Here is a 15913-nt window from a genome sequence, read left to right on the forward strand (position 1 = left end):
CAAATCAAAGGCAATCAAATAAAAACACAAGCTAGTATGATCGCAGCTCTGTAACTGTCTTTAAGCTTATCATAACGAGTGACGATGCCTATAAAATGCTTCAACCTAGCAAAAGCATTTTCTACCAAATGGCGGCAGCGATATAAATACCAATCCAAGGTATCGTTATTGCTTAGTGAATTCTATACCGTCCCTAATACCCAAAAAATAGAGTAGCCGTTTATGGTCAATAAATCTGGTTGAGCATCTTATACTCATACAAAATTATTTTTAATCGCTAGTTGCTCTTAGGTGATGCAGCGCTAGGCGCGTGAAACAACACTTTGAGCTTTTTCTTAACCCCTTTGGCACGAAAAAATCGTTGCCACATACGATAGAAAACGCCAAATATTAAGTTGATGACATTATCATGACTGTCTTCACCAACAGCACCATACTTCACGGGGTTATGGATAGTATCTTCTTCGACGTAAGTGCCAAACCAACGATCAAAAATAATGAGAACACCGCCGTAATTTTGGTCAATATATGCGTCATTGGTCCCATGGTGCGCACGGTGGTTGGAGGGTGTGTCAAAAATGTACTCCACCCATTTGGGGAATTTTTCGACGGTTTCGGTATGGATAAAGAACTGATAAATCAAATCTAACGCATAAAAGAAGAATACCCATACTGGATGAACACCCAGCATCATCAGTGGGACAAAAAATATCCACCAGCCTGTCACTGAGTACAGCAAGCTTTGGCGCATGGCGGTAGAGAGGTTCATATAGTCATCGGAATGATGCACGACGTGCGCTGACCAAAACCAGTTTACGCGGTGCGAGGCACGATGGAACCAATAGTAGCTAAACTCAACAGCAACAAAAATAGGAATGGCGGTCAGCCATGTCACCTCAATGGTAAATAAGCGATATTGATACAGCCACAAGCAAATGGGCAGCACGATAAGGGCGTGGACAACCAGCTCAAACCCTAAATAAGAACCACCCAAACTAAAGTTGGTCATGGTACGACGCCAGCTAAAGCTGTCACTCTTGCCACGTTTGGATTGATAGAACCATTCTGCTAAAAACAGTAAGAAAAATGGGCCACCAGCCAGCGGTATCAGCCACTCTTGCCAGTGCGTGGGTAAAATACTGGCCAGCGTTGACTGCCAAGATTCAGGGGATATGGCCAATATACTTTGGTTCAATGCTTCCTTGTAACCATCTAATAGCTGACCATACTGACCCAGTGTCATAAGGGTATTATCTGCTGCCATACTGGCCTCCTAGCCACTATAAACCATCCTTGTCATTTTGGTATGATACTAAACTTAGCAAACAACACTGTACAAAAAATGGTGTCGTATCAGTTTTCTTGTCCTGACTAATGAATCCTGTTCAAAAAAGAAAGGGCTGGCAGCATCACCACATTATGCTAAGTATCACTATAAATTAAGCGCCACTATGAACAAGACCGATTTTTCGAGCCGAGAGCGCGGTTTGCCACTGTTGATAACGAATATTTTTATGTTCTAAGAGCTGCTCAGACGTTTGATCTTCTTTTTTATCGGTTAGGGTAGTATCACCAAGCAATTGCACGATAAGCCCCTCTTTTGCGTGACTGGCGATTTGGTCAAGCTTACGCAGTGTGCCACGGTCGGGCAGTGCGTTTTCATGAATGCCTAGTAGGACCTGTACAGGATGGTGGTCTAAGTAAGCCTTTAATCGTGCCATATCATCACGATCATCAATAATCCCGAAATTCTCGATCTCACTACTGGCCTTAAGAGTCGCATTCAAACCCGCTTGCCACCAGTTATCCTGCTCTGATGGGTATTCGAGTAAAGCCACCACTTTCTTGCCAGCGCTAACCGTCGCTTTTGGGGCGATAGGGGCTGGCGCTTCCTGATAATCATCGGCATCTACCACATGACGCTGCCAAAAATTCAAGATTTTTTGGTAATAAGGCAGTTTGATATCCAAACGCATTTTTTTACGGCGAAACATAAGCGCACAAAACGTCCATGCTATCGCTCGCGGCACCATGCCATACATCAGCAAACTTCCTACCAATAAGCTTGCCCATTGCCGTGCAACGGATAGGGGCATCGCGTCTGTCACCAATCGGCTTTGAGTGACCGCCGCATTGTCTGGCACATCAAATCCCACCATGCTTGGCAACCAGCCGAGTATTTGAGTCAACGCTATGAGTGCCTGATCGGAGAGTAGGGTTGACTCCCAGCTAAAACTGTACTGACGTACGACCAATAAAAATACAATCGCAAACAGCATACCGGTTAAGGTGGCCAGCCATAATTGATGACTAAACTTGCCTAAATACCAACGCATACCACTGTGTTGCAATTGACGTTCGTACAAATCAACGGCAGCTTTGGTGACATCATCTTTGCCGCGTATGAGATAACTGGGGCTGACAAAACTGGCAAACCAATTGGTAGACTGTTTGCCTTGATTCATCAGGGTCATCACAAGCCAGCCGACCAGCATAATGGTATGAAACCCCAGCAGACAGACCAACACATAAAAGAAATTCACTACGTTGCTCTGTAGTAAGGTAAACAGTCCTAAAAATCCTGAGACACACCACACGATGCTCATGACAACCATGATACCCTTGATGCGACCATCAATCTTACCCAACACTTGCGCCAGTGCACCGTTACTATCGATACGTGAAGCACGGCGATGCAATTTTTGCAGGGGTTTGCCGTCTTCACTTTGTAATTTTTCAGTGATAAGCAGCGGATCCGTGGTAAAGACGTGTTGCTGAGTTTCAAGCGTACGTACCAGCTCAGTCAATTGATCTTGGGGTGATAGCATAAGTCGGTCATATCCGTATAAAAGCGTTCATTTAGCAGACAGTACTTGATGATTGTAGCGTAAATAATATGACGTTGACCGCTATTATTTTGTTGTGAGCGCGGCCGATCATCAATACAGGTTAACGTCTGACGCATGTTTATCATGGTAAACGTAACAAAAATCCGCCAAAATGAAGGGTAGAACAGATCCTAGTTACTCAAAAAACTGTCAAAAGACCCAAAAAAAAGGAATCGTCATGAATAATAAAACTTATCTCATTATCGGCGGTACAGGCGGCATCGGCAGAGCCATGGTTGAGCAATTAATAGATAACACTGCCAGCCATAGTGAAAAAGTCATCCCTCATGTTTTTGCAACTTACCATAGCAGTGTTCCTGATTTTGCCGCAGACAATCTGCATTGGATACCTATGGATATCTGTGACGAGCAAAGTATCCAACAAGCGGCTGACGTCATCAAGCAGCAAACCGCGCACATTGATTGGGTGATAAATTGTGCAGGTTTACTACACACGGCCGCGCAGCAGCCAGAAAAAGCACTCCGGCAGATTGAGACTGATTTTTTTATACAGAACATGCAAGTGAATGCCTGGGCAAGCTTGCTCATTGCCAAACATATCAAACCCCTATTGGCGAATGCTGAACGTAGTCATGATAAACCAGCGGTTTTTGCGACGGTATCGGCACGTGTCGGCAGTATCAGTGACAACCAGTTGGGCGGTTGGTATAGCTATCGTATGAGTAAAGCGGCGCTTAATATGGGGATGAAAAATCTGAGTATCGAGTGGGGCCGGTCGCTCAAAGACGTGTGTGTCGTTGTCATGCAACCAGGCACGGTGAACACCCAACTGTCAGCCCCATTCCAAGGTAACGTGGCTGACGGACAGTTATTCTCGCCCGCTTATAGTGCAGAGTGCCTATTAGAGGTGCTAAGCCACATGACGGCGGCGCAATCAGGAAGCTTTGTTGATTGGGCAGGGGAACCCATACCTTGGTAATGACAGCAGCATTAAGAAGGTAGGTTTGAGCCTGTTTATAAACAGGTGGTTAATGCGCTGGGGCTCACACGTTAGTTCGCGACAAACAAGTCCATAAACTCGTTTACAGGTGTGTGCTCCAAACGCTCTTGATCACTGCACAATGCAAAGATAGACGCGCAACGACTGTCGATAAATCGCGTCGCCAGACTGGCACGAAACTTGGCTTCTAACACAGGCAAGCCTTCTTTGCGGCGGCGTTTATGACCGATAGGATATTCCACCGCAACCTTATCGGTACTGGTGCCGTCTTTAAAAAATATTTGAATCGCATTGGCAATCGAGCGTTTGCTTGGGTCATGGTAGTCTTTTGAATAACGCAGATCTTCTTCCACCACCATCTTTTGGCGTAACCCATCAATCAAAATCTGATGCTGCTCATGATAGTCATCTTCATAGTTCTCCGCCATCAAATCACCTGTCAATAAAGGCACGGCGACCATGTATTGGAGGCAGTGATCGCGATCGGCAGGATTGGCCAGCGTTCCTTCTTTAGAGATAATTCTAATCGCGGATTCATGCGTGGTCAGGACAATTTTTTCAATCTCATCAATTCTGCCATCAATGCGTGGATGCAAAATAACAGCGGCCTCGCAAGCCGTTTGCGCATGAAATTCGGCAGGAAAACTTAGTTTAAATAAGATATTTTCCATGACATAACTGCCAAACTCTCGCTGAAAAGTAAATTTTCTCTCATGGTCAGGTTTGGTGGCTAAGTCTTTACTGGTGTGGCTAAACAACACATCATAAAACCCCCATTGCGGGGCGGTGAGTGCGCCTGGAATGCCCATTTCACCGCGTCGAGTAATATCAACCAAACGCACAGCGCGGCTGGTCGCATCACCGGCCGCCCAAGACTTACGGCTACCCGCATTGGGCGCATGACGATAAGTACGCAATGCTTGACCATCGACCAGCGCTTGAGAAATCGCTGCCATGATGCGCTCACGGGGTAGCTGGTAGAGTTTAGCGACCACGGCTGTTGAGGCTAACTTGACCAAAAACACATGGTCGAGCCCAACGCGGTTAAAGGAATTGTCTAACGCCAGTACCCCTTGAATCTCATGCGCCATAATCATGGCTTCGAGCACCTCACGCATGGTGAGGGGCGCACGACCTTGGCTGACGTTTTTCTGACTGATATAGTCCGCCACTGCCAAAATACCGCCCAAGTTGTCTGAAGGGTGTCCCCATTCAGCCGCAAGCCACGTGTCGTTGTAATCAAGCCAGCGCACGATACAGCCAATATCAAAGGCGGCTTTGATGGGGTCGAGCTTATGAGAGGTCCCAGGGACGCGCGCGCCATTGGGAGTCAATTGATCGGCGCAATCTGGACCTAGATGTTTGGTGCACTCAGGAAAGCGTAACGCCAGTAGCCCGCAGCCAAGCGTATCCATCAAACAGTAACGAGCGGTGCGCCACGCCTCGGTACTGTTTGGTGACTCTTCATCTATAGAGTAATTAAGAACATAGTCGGCAATTTTTTGAATCTCAGCGTCATACTCTGGACGAACATTGCTCTCGACGGTCGCATTTTGTGTCTGTGACATGGCTGTCTCCTCTTCCTTAAGTGGGCTATTTTATTGACCAACTGGGGTTTTAGTCATCATTTAAAAGTAGCACACTCAATATGGAACAACCAAATTGAATTATGTTAAGAATTACGACCTTAGCAGCCGTTTAAATCATCAGATACAGTAAGCCTAAAATAAATAAAGCTGCCATGATAAACAACAGAGCGCTTAAAATTTTGGTCGTAGTTGTGGCAGTATCAGTACGCTCTTTTCTCACTTTGGTTTTTTTGGCAACGTACAACACCATCTTCACATGTTCAATGTTGTCTTCGAGATAATAGTCACCTTCAGGCACAAAGCCTAAAGACTCATAAAAGCGGAGCAGATAGCTTTGGGCAGAGATAATAATGGGTCTCTTTTTACCGTATTTTTTGCGGCAGTGGGCAATAGCATGGGTCATTATTTGCCTTGCCAGACCCTCACCTCGGTGCGCTGAGAGTACGAGCACTCTACCAATGGCAGACATGGATGTGTGGTTGGATTTAACAGCCGAATCGGTGACGGCCAGATTGGACTTCAGCTGGTTAAATTCAGGCGGTATGATGCGGCAATAACCCACCAGCGCTTCATTTTGATGGGCAATCAGATGCAAACAATCAAAATCCACCTCATCCATGTCTTGGTAGGCGCAATTTTGCTCGACCACAAACACTTGGGAGCGCGCCTTTAGAATGTGGTACAGATCAACTGAGGTCAACTCATCAAAGGTTTTTATAGAAAATTCACAAGTCATAATTGATTGGCTTCTAACAATAGGCTTTAAAAGAGTCGCATTATAACGATTTAGACACGCATTAACCATGCAAGGTTTGACTGATCTTGTCCAAGTTTAGGCTGTCAGACATGGCACTAAATATCTCAAAGTACTTGCCGCCTTTTTGATATAGCGCCTCGTGAGTACCTGTCTCTACCACTTGGCCGTTTTCTATCACGACAAGATCGTCAGCGTCGATGATCTGCGCGATATTGTGCGAGACCATAATGACCGTACGGTCTTTTTTGATTAAATCCAAGCTTTTTTTGACTTGTTGACTGGCGATGGCATCCAGACTGGCAGTCGGCTCATCCAAAAACACAATGGGCGGGTCTTTTAAGAACATTCTTGCCAGTGCGATACGCTGCTGTTGACCACCCGACAAAGATTTTGCCGTACTGTCATATCCATCCGCCAGCTTGGTAATTTGCTCATGAATGGAGGCTTTTTTGGCAGCCACAATGATATCCTCGATGCTGGCATTCATATTGCCATAGCGGATATTTTCACTGATGGTCCCTGAAAAAATATGATTGCTTTGTAGCACCAAACCGATGTGCTGGCGTAATTCATGGGTGTCACAATCCGCTAAATCGTGCCCATCTAGCAAGATCTTGCCAGCGTCTGGCTCATAGAACTTCACAAGCAGGCTAATAATCGTACTCTTGCCAGCGCCGCTTAATCCGACCAAAGCGGTAATGCGATTGGGTTTAATGGTAAAGCTGACGTCTTTTAGCGCTTGCGTGCCATTGGGATAAGTAAAATCAACGTTTTTCAGCTCAATGTGACCTTTTAAATCTTGGTTTTTTATACCATCAACATTTTCGACTTGGCTTTCATCTTCTAAAATATCAAAAAATCCTTCGGCATAAGTGAGGGCATTATTGATCTGATCATAGATGCGATGCAGCTGACGAATCGGCGCGGCGACGTTCTGAAACAGCATGACGTGAAATAAAATCATGCCGATGGTCATTTCACCTTGCAGCACAAAATAAGCGGTAAGCAGAATAATGACCACCACACCAATCTGTTCGATAAAGGTTTTTATGGCATCATAAATAAAACCAATACTGCGAATACGCAGCTGATTGTCGGTCATCTCTTTTTGAATGGCTAAATGTTTCTCAGCCTCAATCGACTCACGGACAAAGGATTTCACCACGCTGATAGAGTTAATGAGCGAGATCACCAAACCGCTCTTGGCTTCGCGGTAACCGCGCATCTGTCGCCGAAATCCTTGTAGGCGCTTTGCTTGTTTTTGACTGATAAAAAAGTAAATCGGGATGATGATCAGGCCGACCAAACCTATCCAAACGTTGGTCGAAAACATAATGATGAGCGAGACAATCGCACTGGCAAACAGCGGTAACATATCGATAAAGAAGTTTTGTACTAGGGTGGTTAGGCTACTGACACCATAATCGATACGAGTTTGCAGTTTTCCACTGTCATTTTCGCTACTGGTATAAAACGCCATACGATATGTAAGAATCCGCTCGATGATTTTTTGTGACAAGTCTCGAGAGAGGTTGATGCGAATCTTTTCACCAAAAAACCGCTGCCCAAACGAGATGAATATCGACAGTATCTCTTTGGTCAGGAGGACCGCGCTGATGATCGTTAACATGCGTACGCCAGCTGCCCAAGGCTCGGACAAGGTGGCGATTTCGGTCAAGGTGTCGACCGCGTAGCGCAGCACAAAGGCATTCACCTGTGCGGTAAAGGAGCCAAGCACCGTCAATATCAAGGTTGCCACAATTAAGCCTTTGTAAGGCGCGGCAAAGATGGCCAGCTTTTTGAGAATATTCCATAGCAAAGCCCGCCGTTCTGTTTTTTTGAGCGGCGGTTTTTTGTCTAAGGGAACACGGCGAGCTTGGGGAGGGGTTGGCATAAACGCTTAGCTCATAGGTTTTAGTGCTTTACTAAACTATATCTATGTTAAAATATTGAAATAAAGTTTGGAATTATGTAGAGGTCTTATCTACCTTACTTTTGGAGAAAGTTATTTGAAAATTCTTCCTTATGTCTTAATTAGCCTATTAGGCGGTGCTATTGTTCCGCTACAACTGGCTATTGTCAATGCTTTTCGAGAAAGTACACAAGCCTCTCAAATACAATCTACTTTTTATTTGTATTTGGGAGGTGCAATTGCCTCTTTATTATTATCTTATCTAATGAGTGGCGGAATTAAGCCACCCATGGTTCAAAATGCGACGTGGTGGATGTGGTTACCAGGATTTCTAGGTAGCTTTTATATTTTGTTTATGTTCATTGCCGCCCCAAAAATAGGCGCTGGCAATACATTGCTTTGGGTCTTTCTTGGGCAAATGTATTTTGCCTTAATATTAAGCCAAACTGGCTTGTTTGGCTTAGCCATAAAAACGATAGATGTCTATAAAATCACGGGGTTGGCCTTGGTCACTATCGGAGGCATGATAATGATATATGGTGAGACCAAGGCAACAGGCTAATGAGTGAGATTAAAACGCATCCGCTGGCACAAATACCGCGCCTACCATGATACGGCGCGCAGAGCGGCTCATGGATACTTTTTTGGCCTGCCAGCGACCGTCAACTTGTTCAGTCTTGCCACCTACTAGCAAGGTACCCGATGGATGACCAAAACGCACTTCGTCAAGCTCGCCGCCACCAGCGGCTTCGTTGACTAATGTCCCTTGCGTGGTTGCTGCTGCGGCAATTGCAACTGCTGCCGTGCCCATCATGGCATGATGTAACTGCCCCATGCTCATTGCCCGCACGACCAAATCAATCTCGCTTGCTTCGACTGGTTTACCACTCGATGCGGTGTAGCTCTGCGACTTGCCAACCCAAGCGATTTTAGGGATATGCTGGCTAGTTTGCGCCTCACTTTCGTCTTTAAATAAGCCCATAGCGACCCCGCCACGCGCACGGATTTTTTCTAGCTTGGTTAGTAGCTCATCATTGCTATTAATATCGCTTTGCAACTCGGTGCCTGTAAAGCCTAAATCCTCTGCGCGCATAAAGATAGTCGGAATGCCCGCGCTGATAAAGGTTGCTTTGACACGATCAGCTTTTAGACCACAGCCAGAAACATCAAAGTCATCGACCAAGTTGTTTGTTGGGAACATATCACTTGATGAGTCGACCGGATCAATAAACTCAATCTTGACCTCAGCGGCAGGGAAGGTGACACCGTCTAACTCAAAGTCGCCTGTTTCTTGAACCTGTACTTTATCATTTACATCTTTATAGACTGGTACATGAGCAATAATCGTTTTGCCGATGTTCTCTTGCCAAATACGCACTTCGCAGATACCGCTATCAGCGTTTTCATGAATGCTATTAGCAATTTTATCGGCATCGACCAGACCCATATTAATGGCGCAAGCACCCACTGCTGCGGTCAAGTTGCCACAGTTACCCGCCCAGTCAATCATCGGCTTTGCGATATTGACCTGTCCAAACAGATAATTGACGTCATGATCTGATTTTTCAGAGGTGGACAAAATGACCGTCTTTGACGTGCTAGAGCTGCCATTGCCCAATCCATCGATCTGCTTGCCATAAGGGTCAGGGCTACCGATGACGCGCAAGAGGAAGTTATCGCGCGACTCGCCAGCGACTTGGCAACGCTCAGGCAAGTCGGATAATTTAAAGAACGTGCCTTTTGAGGTGCCGCCACGCATATAAGTAGCAGGGACGGAGATTTGCGGGGCAAAAGAGGGGGTTGGTGAAGTGGTTTGAGTCACTGTGTTAAATCCTTTTTTAAGTTGTAATATGATTAGGTGTCATCGATAAATAAGTACGAACGACTAAGACATCCCGTTAATAATGATAGCGACAAGAGATGAGAGTCAGATAGTTATCATCGACGGTATATACCAACCGATTGGCGTCATCAATACGTCTGGACCAAAATCCTGATAGGTTTTCTTTTAGGGGTTCAGGCTTGCCAATGCCATCAAACGGACTGCGTTTGCAGTCGGTGATAAGTTTATTGATACGTTTGAGTGTTTTTTTGTCTTGTGTCTGCCAATACAGATAATCTTTCCACGCCGCATCTGTCCATGCTAATTGCTCACTCACTATCAAACTCTTTGACTATATGAAAATTTTTGCGTTCAAGCGTTCTTAATGTCGCCATCTGCACGCTCATTGTCATTACTGCTATTACTTTCGTCTGTTATATCAATCAGCTCATGCGTGCCGGTTTTACCAGCTTGATATTGCGCAATAGATTCCGCTAAGTGCGCGGCATTGGCAGGAGATTTGAGCAGATAAACGGTTTCCATCAGGCTATTGTAATAATCAAGCGACATAACAACCGCATCATCAGCGTCACGTCGAGTGACAATAGTGGCATTGGCATCGTCATTTACGGTGTCTAGAACCGATTTTAGGTGCTTTCTGGCTTCTGAAAAACTAACGACCCTCATGATACACTCCATAACTTGTACATTATATTGTACATATTACGCTATTGGTGAGGCAAACTCAATATTTAGCTGACCTCGATACTTAGATGTTAGATATTAGTAAAAAGGCTAAGTTTAGAGGTTGCAAGCAAACAAAAACCGATGTCATATAACTACGCTATACAACATCGGCACTTTTTATATTGATCTGCGTGTCATGCTAAAAATTACGCAATATCTAAGGTCCCTTCGATAAACTCTTTGGCAAAGCGCTGTAGCATACCGCCCGCATTGTACATTTTGACTTCATCTGCTGTATCAAGGCGACAGATAATAGGCGCTTCCGTTTTGCTACCGTCAGCACGGTTGATGACTAAGGTCATGAGCCCGCCAGCCGATACATCACCAATAACATCAAATATTTCTGTGCCATCTATATTTAAAGTATCGCGGGTGGTTCCTTTTTCAAATTGTAGTGGTAGGGCGCCCATACCAACCAAGTTTTGGCGATGGATACGCTCAAAGTCTTCAGCGACAACCACTTCCACGCCTGCTAAACGTACGCCTTTGGCAGCCCAGTCACGGCTTGACCCTTGACCATAGCCATCACCTGCGATGATAATCAGTGGCTGCTCACGGTTCATGTAGGTCTCAATCGCTTCCCACATACGCATGACTTGGCCCTCTGGTTCAACACGGGCGTATGACCCTTGAACGATCTCACCATTATCGTCGCGTACCATCTCATTGAGTAGTTTTGGGTTGGCAAAAGTAGCACGCTGCGCGGTCAAATGATCACCGCGATGGGTCGCATAAGAGTTGTAGTCCTCAGCAGGTAGGCCCATGGTATCAAGATACTCGCCAGCCGCGGAATCACCTAAGATAGCATTAGAAGGTGACAAGTGATCGGTGGTGATGTTGTCTCCTAATACCGCTAACGGACGCAGACCGGTGAGGGCGTTTTTCTTGGCCATTTTGCCTTCCCAATACGGTGGGCGACGGATATATGTGGTCATTTCTCGCCAGTCATATAGCGGACTTAAGGCTTTACCCGTGTCTTTTTTGGCTTCATCAAACATTGGGATGTAAACGGCATTAAATTGTTCAGGCTTGACAGCGGCGGCAACGATAGCATCCACTTCATCATCATCGAACCAGATGTCTTTTAGATACACGTCATTACCGTCCTGATCTTGACCCAACGCGTCTTTTTCGATATCAAAACGAATGTTACCCGCGATGGCATAAGCGATGACCAATGGTGGCGATGCTAAGAATGCTTGCTTGGCATAAGGATGGATACGACCATCGAAGTTACGGTTGCCAGACAGCACCGCTGTGGTAAATAAATCGTTATCGATGATTTCTTTTTCGATATCAGGATCAAGCGCACCGCTCATGCCGTTACACGTGGTACAGGCAAAACCGACCACATCAAAGCCGATTTCTTGTAGCTCAGGCATCAGGCCTGCTTCTTCTAGGTACATTTTTACGGTTTTTGAGCCAGGGGCTAGCGAGGACTTCACCCACGGCTTGCGCAATAAGCCTTTGGCATTGGCGTTACGGGCGACGAGGCCTGCGGCAACCATGTTGCGTGGGTTTGAGGTGTTGGTACAGCTGGTAATAGCAGCAATAATAACCGCGCCATCTGGCATAAGCCCGTCTTTTGGTTCAGGCAGTTTTTCATCAGCACCATGCGCAATACCTTTGGCAACCAAATCTGTGGTAGAGACACGGGCATGCGGGCGTGAAGGCCCTGCCATGTTGCGCACGACCGATGACAAGTCAAACTCAAGTACGCGTGCGTACTCAGCGTTTTCCATGCCATCAGCCCATAGGCCTGTCTGCTTGGCATATTGCTCAACCAATTTAATTTGATCTTCACTACGACCCGTCAGACGTAAATAGTCGATGGTTTGCTCATCGATATAAAACATGGCCGCCGTTGCGCCATATTCAGGCGTCATATTAGAGATAGAGGCACGGTCGCCTACTGTCAGCTGGCGCGCGCCTTCACCGAAGAATTCAATATAAGTAGAGACCACGCCTGCATCGCGCAAAAACTCGGTCATGGCAAGCACCAAATCCGTGCCCGTAATGCCTTTTTGCAATTTGCCCGTTAATTTGACGCCAACGTAGTCTGGCAAGCGCATATAAGATGGGTTGCCGAGCATCACGCTTTCGGCCTCAAGTCCGCCCACACCGATTGAAATAACGCCTAACGCATCGACCATTGGTGTGTGGCTGTCCGTACCGACCAAAGTATCAGCAAAAGCAACTTCTTCACCGGCTTTGTTCTGTACGACCTGTACGACAGGTGACATTTTCTCTAGGTTGATCTGATGCATGATGCCGTTACCAGGTGGTACGACGTTGACGTTATCAAAGGCATACTGACACCAGTTGATAAAATGAAAGCGGTCATCGTTACGGCGCTCTTCGATGGCACGGTTTTTTTCAAAAGCATCCTCTTCAAAACCGCCGTGCTCAACGGCCAATGAGTGATCTACGATCAGCTGGGTCGGCACAATTGGATTTACTTTAGAGGGATCACCGCCTTGCTCAGCGATGGCATCACGTAAGCCGGCCAAATCAACAAAGGCCGTCTGACCCAAGATATCATGACAAACGACGCGCGCCGGATACCAAGGAAAATCAAGGTCTTGCTTGCGGTCGATATGCTGCTTTAGGGCAGCTGTTAAGTCTTCTGGCGGGCAACGACGAACCAAGTTTTCACACAGTACTTTTGAGCAGAACGGTAGCTTGTCATAGGCGCCCGCTTCAATACTCTCGACAGCAGCGCGTGTGTCAAAATAATAAAGATCCGTTCCCGGAAGTGGCTTTTTGAATGAGTCATTCATGGGTTGTACGAGGGCGTTGTCCATAAGTCACCTTTGGCTGTTGGCTGATTTGAATTAATACTCGAGTGTCAAACATTACAATGACGTAAAAGCGTTATGTTTTAGCAAAACCCGCTATATCATCATTCACACTAGTAGGCTTTGCTAAAAAATATCATGGGAAATTAGAAAGACGCAGTTGTAGGGTTACCTAAAAAGGATGAGCGTGTGACGATCCAGCCTAAACCTTGATACAGGCGGCAAAGCTGGGTCGTCATACGTCTATCAGCCAGCACCATCGCTAGCCGATAGTAACAAATCTAACGCGCACTCATATCTGGTACAGGACGCAACTCTTCGCCAGTATATTCGGCACTTGGGCGAATGATACGGTTATTGGCACGTTGCTCAAACACGTGTGCCGCCCAGCCAGTTAAGCGTGAACAGACAAAGATTGGGGTAAATAGCTTGGTTGGGATACCCATAAAGTGATAAGCAGACGCATGGAAAAAGTCAGCATTACAGAACAGTTTTTTCTCGCGCCACATCACTTCTTCACAGCGTACTGATACAGGGTATAACACCTCGTCACCAACGTCAGCGGCCAGTTTTTCAGCCCATCCTTTAATCACCACATTACGCGGATCTGATTCGCTATAGATGGCATGACCAAAGCCCATAATTTTATCTTTACGCGCCAGCATACCCATCATCTCTGACTCGGCTTCATCAGGTGAACTGAAACCTTCGATCATGTCCATGGCTGCTTCATTGGCACCGCCATGCAGCGGGCCTCGTAGTGAGCCAATCGCGCCGGTAATGCAAGAATGGATGTCAGATAGGGTAGAGGCACACACGCGCGCGGTAAAGGTCGAGGCGTTAAACTCGTGCTCTGCATACAAAATGAGTGAGACGTTCATGACTTTTTCATGGAGCGCATTGGGTTTTTCACCTTTGAGCAGATGCAAGAAGTGCCCGCCAATGGTGTCATCATCAGTGTCAGTCTCGATACGTACATTGTCGTGACTAAAGCGATACCAGTAGTTAATGATGGATGGGAACGCTGCCAGCATACGGTCAGTTTGATCATTTTGCTGAGAAAAGTCAGTTTCAGTCTCAAGGTTGCCAAGCATTGAGCAGCCAGTACGCAGCACATCCATTGGATGGGCGCTGGCAGGAATGCGCTCAAGCACGTCTTTTAGCGCTTGCGGTAGGCCGCGCAGTTTTTTTAGCTTGGCTTGATAAGCGTCTAATTCACTTTGCGTGGGTAAGTTGCCATAAAGCAGCAAATACGCCACTTCCTCAAAAATACATTTGTCCGCCAGCTCTGATACGTCATAGCCACGATAGGTCAATCCAGATCCTGATTTACCCACGGTAGATAGGGCGGTCTTGCCCGCGACTTGCCCGCGAAGACCTGCGCCTGACAATACTTTTGCTGATTGGTTTTGTGCTGCCATGTTTCCATTCCTTTTGTTGGTAGCTTTTTAACGGGTTATTACAATGGATTAAAAAACAGTGTCACTTAACATTGTCACTTAAAAAACGCTGCTTATGATCATTTATTATCGGCAAACAGCTTGTCTAGTGTTTGTTCAAACTCATGGTAATTTAAGAAATCATACAGCTCCATACGGGTCTGCATGGTATCGACGACTTGTTGTTGCGTGCCATCCTTCAACAGATGCTGATAAACGTTTAAAGCCGCTTTATTCATCGCACGGAATGCTGATAGGGGGTACAACACCATATCGACCCCCACACTGTATAGCTGGTCAGTGGTATATAGGTCAGTCTGACCAAACTCTGTCATGTTTGCGAGTACTGGGATATCGAGTACGTCTGTAAACTTACGATACATCTCAATATCGGTTAGGGCTTCGGCAAAGATCATATCAGCACCGGCATCGGCAAAGGCCACCGCACGCTCAACAGCCGCATCCAGCCCTTCGACAGACAGCGCATCAGTACGTGCCATCACCACAAAATCAGGGTCAGTTTTGGCGTCTAATGCGGCTTTTAGGCGATCCACCATCTCTGAGATGCTGACGATTTCTTTATTTGGGCGATGACCACAGCGCTTTTGCGCCACTTGGTCTTCGATATGTACCGCCGCCACGCCCGCTTTTTCCATCTTTTTGATGGTTTGAGCGATATTGAACGCACCGCCAAAACCCGTATCGATATCAACCAACAAGGGCGTATCGACGGCATCGGTGATTCGGCGGGCATCTTCTAGGACGTTATCAAGGCTGGTCATACCAAGATCAGGCAGGCCAAATGACGCATTTGCCACGCCAGCACCCGAGAGGTACAACGCCTTATGACCAACTTGGGTCGCCATCATCGCAGTATAAGCATTAATAGCACCAGCGATCTGTAGGGGTTGGTTGTTGTCGTTTTTTTGGGTCAGGGCACTGCGAAAGCGGGCGCCTGCGGAAGGTAATGTCATGTCTTAATCCTTACATGGAGGGGTGA

At 46.4% G+C, this 15913-nt stretch carries 13 protein-coding genes and 1 pseudogene; 2 read left to right on the top strand and 12 right to left on the bottom strand.

What is annotated here, in order from left to right:
- Nucleotides 1-14: 14 nt before the first annotated feature.
- The 3 genes and pseudogenes from DVY93_RS07440 to DVY93_RS07450 form a co-directional block, all read right to left on the bottom strand.
- Nucleotides 15-182 (bottom strand): annotated as a pseudogene (locus DVY93_RS07440) (IS5/IS1182 family transposase); the annotation flags it as partial.
- A gap of 95 nt (nt 183-277) precedes the next feature.
- Complete coding sequence (locus DVY93_RS07445; RefSeq protein WP_193004960.1) at nt 278-1264, bottom strand: sterol desaturase family protein; 987 nt, start codon at nt 1262-1264, stop codon at nt 278-280.
- Between the two features lie 175 nt (nt 1265-1439).
- Nucleotides 1440-2828 (bottom strand): DUF2868 domain-containing protein, encoded by a 1389-nt coding sequence (locus DVY93_RS07450; protein WP_230710046.1) that lies wholly within the window; start codon nt 2826-2828, stop codon nt 1440-1442.
- Between the two features lie 238 nt (nt 2829-3066).
- Here DVY93_RS07450 and DVY93_RS07455 point away from each other — a divergent pair, with 238 nt between their 5' ends.
- Nucleotides 3067-3828 (top strand): SDR family oxidoreductase, encoded by a 762-nt coding sequence (locus tag DVY93_RS07455; RefSeq protein WP_193004962.1) that lies wholly within the window; start codon nt 3067-3069, stop codon nt 3826-3828.
- 71 nt (nt 3829-3899) lie between these two features.
- On the opposite strand, the gene DVY93_RS07460 is transcribed toward DVY93_RS07455, so the two are convergent.
- The 3 genes from DVY93_RS07460 to DVY93_RS07470 all read right to left on the bottom strand — a co-directional run bounded on the left by DVY93_RS07460 (nt 3900) and on the right by DVY93_RS07470 (nt 8089).
- Nucleotides 3900-5417, bottom strand: coding sequence for a bifunctional 2-methylcitrate dehydratase/aconitate hydratase (locus tag DVY93_RS07460; protein WP_230710048.1), 1518 nt, complete (start codon nt 5415-5417; stop codon nt 3900-3902).
- Nucleotides 5418-5547: 130 nt separating this feature from the next.
- Complete coding sequence (locus tag DVY93_RS07465) at nt 5548-6174, bottom strand: GNAT family N-acetyltransferase (RefSeq protein WP_230710050.1); 627 nt, start codon at nt 6172-6174, stop codon at nt 5548-5550.
- Between the two features lie 61 nt (nt 6175-6235).
- The gene (locus tag DVY93_RS07470; protein ID WP_230710052.1) at nt 6236-8089 is read right to left on the bottom strand and encodes an ABC transporter ATP-binding protein; all 1854 of its coding nucleotides are present in this window, start codon (nt 8087-8089) and stop codon (nt 6236-6238) included.
- A 115-nt stretch (nt 8090-8204) separates the two neighbouring features.
- Between DVY93_RS07470 and DVY93_RS07475 the strand changes: the two genes are divergently transcribed.
- On the top strand, nt 8205-8669 hold the full coding sequence (locus DVY93_RS07475; protein WP_230710139.1) for a DMT family transporter: 465 nt from the start codon (nt 8205-8207) through the stop codon (nt 8667-8669).
- Between the two features lie 9 nt (nt 8670-8678).
- Here the strand turns inward: DVY93_RS07475 and prpF are convergent, their stop codons facing one another.
- From prpF to prpB, 6 genes are all read right to left on the bottom strand, one after another.
- Nucleotides 8679-9929: a 2-methylaconitate cis-trans isomerase PrpF gene (gene prpF, locus DVY93_RS07480; RefSeq protein WP_330165961.1), complete on the bottom strand. Its 1251-nt coding sequence runs from the start codon at nt 9927-9929 to the stop codon at nt 8679-8681.
- Nucleotides 9930-10005: 76 nt separating this feature from the next.
- Nucleotides 10006-10266 carry a Txe/YoeB family addiction module toxin gene (locus DVY93_RS07485; protein ID WP_230710054.1) on the bottom strand — a complete coding sequence of 87 codons (261 nt, stop codon included), beginning with the start codon at nt 10264-10266 and terminating at the stop codon, nt 10006-10008.
- A gap of 35 nt (nt 10267-10301) precedes the next feature.
- Nucleotides 10302-10616, bottom strand: a complete 315-nt coding sequence (locus tag DVY93_RS07490) for a type II toxin-antitoxin system Phd/YefM family antitoxin (RefSeq protein WP_230710056.1) — start codon at nt 10614-10616, stop codon at nt 10302-10304.
- 206 nt (nt 10617-10822) lie between these two features.
- Nucleotides 10823-13456 carry a Fe/S-dependent 2-methylisocitrate dehydratase AcnD gene (acnD, locus tag DVY93_RS07495; RefSeq protein WP_230710143.1) on the bottom strand — a complete coding sequence of 878 codons (2634 nt, stop codon included), beginning with the start codon at nt 13454-13456 and terminating at the stop codon, nt 10823-10825.
- Nucleotides 13457-13755: 299 nt separating this feature from the next.
- A complete protein-coding gene (prpC, locus tag DVY93_RS07500; protein ID WP_230710059.1) occupies nt 13756-14895 on the bottom strand; it encodes a bifunctional 2-methylcitrate synthase/citrate synthase in 1140 nt (379 codons plus the stop codon).
- 98 nt (nt 14896-14993) lie between these two features.
- Complete coding sequence (gene prpB, locus DVY93_RS07505; RefSeq protein ID WP_193004969.1) at nt 14994-15887, bottom strand: methylisocitrate lyase; 894 nt, start codon at nt 15885-15887, stop codon at nt 14994-14996.
- Between the last annotated feature and the right edge of the window lie 26 nt (nt 15888-15913).

This window comes from Psychrobacter sp. CCUG 69069 (genome assembly GCF_021023115.1).
Taxonomy (GTDB): domain Bacteria; phylum Pseudomonadota; class Gammaproteobacteria; order Pseudomonadales; family Moraxellaceae; genus Psychrobacter; species Psychrobacter namhaensis.

Excerpts from the sequence above, each read along its gene's own strand:
- DVY93_RS07445 (WP_193004960.1), bottom strand. The coding sequence starts at position 1,264 with ATGGCAGCAGATAATACCCTTATGACACTGGGTCAGTATGGTCAGCTA.
- DVY93_RS07450 (WP_230710046.1), bottom strand. The coding sequence starts at position 2,828 with ATGCTATCACCCCAAGATCAATTGACTGAGCTGGTACGTACGCTTGAA.
- DVY93_RS07455 (WP_193004962.1), top strand. The coding sequence starts at position 3,067 with ATGAATAATAAAACTTATCTCATTATCGGCGGTACAGGCGGCATCGGC.
- DVY93_RS07460 (WP_230710048.1), bottom strand. The coding sequence starts at position 5,417 with ATGTCACAGACACAAAATGCGACCGTCGAGAGCAATGTTCGTCCAGAG.
- DVY93_RS07465 (WP_230710050.1), bottom strand. The coding sequence starts at position 6,174 with ATGACTTGTGAATTTTCTATAAAAACCTTTGATGAGTTGACCTCAGTT.
- DVY93_RS07470 (WP_230710052.1), bottom strand. The coding sequence starts at position 8,089 with ATGCCAACCCCTCCCCAAGCTCGCCGTGTTCCCTTAGACAAAAAACCG.
- DVY93_RS07490 (WP_230710056.1), bottom strand. The coding sequence starts at position 10,616 with ATGAGGGTCGTTAGTTTTTCAGAAGCCAGAAAGCACCTAAAATCGGTT.
- acnD (WP_230710143.1), bottom strand. The coding sequence starts at position 13,456 with ATGAATGACTCATTCAAAAAGCCACTTCCGGGAACGGATCTTTATTAT.
- prpC (WP_230710059.1), bottom strand. The coding sequence starts at position 14,895 with ATGGCAGCACAAAACCAATCAGCAAAAGTATTGTCAGGCGCAGGTCTT.
- prpB (WP_193004969.1), bottom strand. The coding sequence starts at position 15,887 with ATGACATTACCTTCCGCAGGCGCCCGCTTTCGCAGTGCCCTGACCCAA.